The organism is Candidatus Protofrankia californiensis (genome assembly GCF_900634765.1).
Taxonomy (GTDB): domain Bacteria; phylum Actinomycetota; class Actinomycetes; order Frankiales; family Frankiaceae; genus Protofrankia; species Protofrankia californiensis.
In genome coordinates this window covers 1-3745 of sequence record NZ_CAAAFT010000335.1, presented here as the reverse complement: position 1 = coordinate 3745, position 3745 = coordinate 1, and the positions used below count along the sequence as shown (strand labels likewise).

Below are 3745 nucleotides of genomic sequence, written 5' to 3'. Positions count from 1 at the left end.
GGTCCGTCCACCCTGACCACCCGGGTACCGGCCACGTCGATCGGCGGGTGCGGTTCGGCCAGGTCGACGACCAGGATGCGTTCTCCGCCGATCTGGGTACGCAGGTCGTGCAGCCCTCCGTCGAAGCCCAGCCGGCCGTGGTCGATGACGAGTACCCGCGGGCACAGCTGCTCGATGTCGGTCATGTCGTGGGTGGTGAGCACAATGGTGGTCCCGCGTTCACGGTTGAGTGCGGCGAGGAATCCGCGTACGGCGGCCTTGGAGACGACGTCGAGACCGATCGTCGGCTCGTCCAGATACACGATCTCGGGGTCGTGCAGCAGCACGGCCGTGAGATCGCCGCGCATGCGCTGGCCGAGTGAAAGCTGCCGGACGGGAGTTTCGAGGAAGGGGGCCAGCTGCAACAGGTCGACGAAATGGTCGAGGTTCTCGCGGAATCTGTCCGGTGGTATTCGATAAATATGACGGAGGAGGTCGAAGCTGTCCCGTAACGGCAGATCCCACCACAATGTCGTTCGCTGTCCGAAGACCACCCCCAAGCGACGTGCCAGTTCCATGCGCTGGTGGGATGGATCAAGGCCGCAGACGCGGATGCGTCCGGCGCTGGGCACCAGAATCCCGATCAGCATCTTGATGGTCGTGGATTTCCCGGCGCCGTTCGGCCCCAGATAGCCGACCATCTCCCCGGCGTTGATACGGAAGGTCAGGTCTGCCACGGCGGGAACGTCCACCCGTTCACGGCGCAACCGGCCGGCCCTGCGGCGCAGAACGAAGGTTTTCCCGACGCTGTCCATCTCGATGGCGGGCTCCGCGTTCTCAATGACGAGCCTCGCATTCGCAGGCTGGACGGCCGCGCCGGCCTGGCCGTCCGGCGTGGATGCCGGCGGTGGGAACGCAGTGGTCACAGCTGATGATCATAGCGCCGCCGCTGCCTTACGCCCGACCCCGGGCGCGGTCCCTTGGACCTCGGCCCGCTGCCGATCGACGACGGCACAGTCCAGGTGTGGGTTCGGCTTCGGACGGAGCTTACGTGGCTCCGCCCGCTGGATGAAGGTCGATGATGGGTGGATCGCTGCCACCGCGCTCGCGTATGACCTTGCCTTGGTGAGCTGAGACTCGGACATGAGCCGGGACTCGGACAGCAGGGCCAAAGGCGGCGCGATCATGTTTCTCTCACGCTCGGGGTCCGGAAGCCGATCTGGTGAGATCCGGGAGGCCCGGATCCCAGATCGCCGGTGGACGGGCTCCGCGGGCTGAAGCTTCCCGACGAGGCCGCTGTCGCTATATCTTGCGGGTGAGGATGCGCGCACCGTCCGGGCTGCGGGAGGCTGCTCCCAGCGGCTGCGGCTGGGACCGCCGCTGTGTTTTCAGCGTTTTCGGCGAACCGTTCCGGACATCAGGCGGGAACGGTTCGCAGCGAATTCGGTGTTATCACCCCGATTTTGCCGGTCCGGCACCGCTCGGCAAAGGCTGAGCTCGGTCAAGGAGGAAGATCATGGCAGAACGGACAGTGTTCTCGCGGGGAGTGGCAGCGCCCCGTACGGGCACGTACCGTATCGATTCGGCCCGGTCCACCGTGCGTTTCACCACACGCGGGATGTTCGGCCTGCTCAAGGTGGTCGGTACCCTGGCCGTTCGTGAGGGCTCGGTCGTCGTCGCCGATCCGGTCGAGAAGTCCACCGTGCGTGTCGTGATCGACGCGACCAGCCTGGACACCTCCAATCGCACCCGAGACAAGCACCTGCGGGCAGCGGACTTCATGGACGTCGAGACGTATCCGGACATCACGTTCATCTCTGAACGGCTCGTGGAAATCTCGGATACTTGGACCCTTTTCGGCATCCTGACGGTGCACCGTGTTTCCCGTCCGGTGGAGCTGACCATCACGGCAGCCGAACCGACCAACGGTGAGGTGCGCTTCCAGGCCGTCACGCGGACCGACCGGCACGAGTTCGGCGTCAGCAAGGGCAAGGCCGCGGTCGCCCGTCACCAGGCGATCGACCTGGATCTCGTGGCTGTGCTGTCGTAGCCGGCCGGGTGACCCGTAGGGTGTGCGGTGTGGCACTGATCCTCCTGCCTGCCGTGGACGTCGCCGACGGCCGTGCCGTCCGGCTCGTCCAGGGCAAGGCCGGTTCCGAGACCTCCTACGGCGACCCCCGCGAGGCCGCGTTGGCCTGGCAGCGGGACGGCGCCGAGTGGATCCACCTCGTCGACCTCGACGCGGCTTTCGGCCGGGGCTCGAACCGCGACCTGATCGCCGAGGTGGTGCGGTCGGTCGACGTGGCCGTGGAGCTCTCCGGCGGGATCCGCGACGACGACTCCCTGGACGCGGCGCTGGCGACCGGCGCGGCCCGGGTGAATATCGGCACGGCCGCGCTGGAGAACCCCGACTGGGTGCGCGCGGCGATCGACCGGGTCGCCGACCGGATCGCCGTCGGCCTCGACGTCCGCGGCACCACCCTGTCCGCCCGCGGCTGGACCCGTGACGGCGGTGAGTTGTTCGACGTCCTCGCCCGTCTGGACGCCGACGGCTGCGCCCGCTATGTGGTCACCGACGTCCACCGGGACGGCACTCTCACCGGGCCGAACCTCGACCTGCTGCGTACCGTCACCGCTGCCACGTCCCGGCCGGTGGTCGCCAGCGGTGGGGTGTCGTCGCTGGACGATCTGGCGGCCATCGCGGGCGTGGCGGGCGTCGAGGGTGTCATCGTCGGCAAGGCGCTCTACGCGGGGGCGTTCACCCTGCCCGAGGCGCTGGCCGTCGCCTCCGGCCAGCCCGCGCACATCCGGTGACCGTTGCCGTCCGGGTGATCCCGTGTCTGGACGTCGACGCCGGCCGGGTGGTCAAGGGCGTGAACTTCACCGACCTGCGGGATGCCGGCGATCCGGTGGAGATGGCGAAGCTGTACGACGCCGAGGGCGCCGACGAACTGACTTTCCTCGATATCACCGCGTCCAGCGCAAACCGTGAGACCACGTATGACGTGGTGCGGCGTACCGCCGAACAGGTTTTCATTCCACTGACGGTTGGTGGCGGTGTACGCACGATCGGCGATGTCGACCGGTTGTTGCGGGCCGGCGCCGACAAGGTCGGCATCAACACCGCCGCGGTCGCCCGTCCGGAACTGGTCCGTGAATGCGCGCTGCGGTTCGGCAGCCAGTGCATCGTGCTGTCGGTGGACGCCCGCCGGACCCGCACCCCGGAATCCGGCGGGCCCCGGTTCGAGGTGACGACCCATGGGGGCCGCACCGGGACGGGCATCGACGCGGTCGCCTGGGCGGCGCGGGCGGTGGAGCTCGGCGCCGGAGAGATCCTGCTCAACTCGATGGACGCCGACGGGACCCGGAACGGCTACGACCTGGAGATGATCGCCGCGGTCCGCGCGGTCGTGGACGTCCCCGTCATCGCCAGCGGCGGGGCGGGATCCTTGGCGGACTTCTCCCCGGCGGTTGCCGCGGGGGCCGACGCGGTACTCGCCGCGAGCGTTTTCCACTTCGGTGACCTGCGTATCGGTGCGGTCAAGGACGCGCTGCGCGCCGCCGCTGTACCGGTTCGCTGAACGCATGTCAGCACCAGTTCGCTGAACGCACGTCAGCTCGTGGCTGTTTGCCGGACATCTCGCCGGTGGACGATGCGGTAGCCGCCGTACGCGGTAGCCACTGTACGCGGTGAACACTCATGGACCGGACATTGCCCGCCGGGCGATGATTGCGTCGGGTTACGATTCCGGCGGGCATGTGACGC

Annotated in this window: 4 protein-coding genes; 3 read left to right on the top strand and 1 reads right to left on the bottom strand. The window is 68.2% G+C overall.

What is annotated here, in order from left to right:
* Positions 1-794 (bottom strand): ABC transporter ATP-binding protein (locus DD1DGNOD_RS17600; RefSeq protein WP_131770647.1); only part of this gene is annotated, 794 nt, incomplete at its 3' end.
* Positions 795-1495: 701 nt separating this feature from the next.
* On the opposite strand from DD1DGNOD_RS17600, the gene DD1DGNOD_RS17595 reads away from it, so the two are divergent.
* From DD1DGNOD_RS17595 to hisF, 3 genes are read left to right on the top strand one after another with little or no spacing between them, the layout of a single operon-like run.
* Positions 1496-2029 (top strand): YceI family protein, encoded by a 534-nt coding sequence (locus tag DD1DGNOD_RS17595; protein WP_131770646.1) that lies wholly within the window; start codon positions 1496-1498, stop codon positions 2027-2029.
* Between the two features lie 29 nt (positions 2030-2058).
* On the top strand, positions 2059-2793 hold the full coding sequence (gene priA / locus DD1DGNOD_RS17590; protein WP_131770645.1) for a bifunctional 1-(5-phosphoribosyl)-5-((5-phosphoribosylamino)methylideneamino)imidazole-4-carboxamide isomerase/phosphoribosylanthranilate isomerase PriA: 735 nt from the start codon (positions 2059-2061) through the stop codon (positions 2791-2793).
* Positions 2790-3560 carry an imidazole glycerol phosphate synthase subunit HisF gene (gene hisF, locus DD1DGNOD_RS17585; protein ID WP_131767572.1) on the top strand — a complete coding sequence of 257 codons (771 nt, stop codon included), beginning with the start codon at positions 2790-2792 and terminating at the stop codon, positions 3558-3560. The genes priA and hisF overlap by 4 nt, the downstream gene beginning before the upstream one ends.
* Positions 3561-3745: the final 185 nt, after the last annotated feature.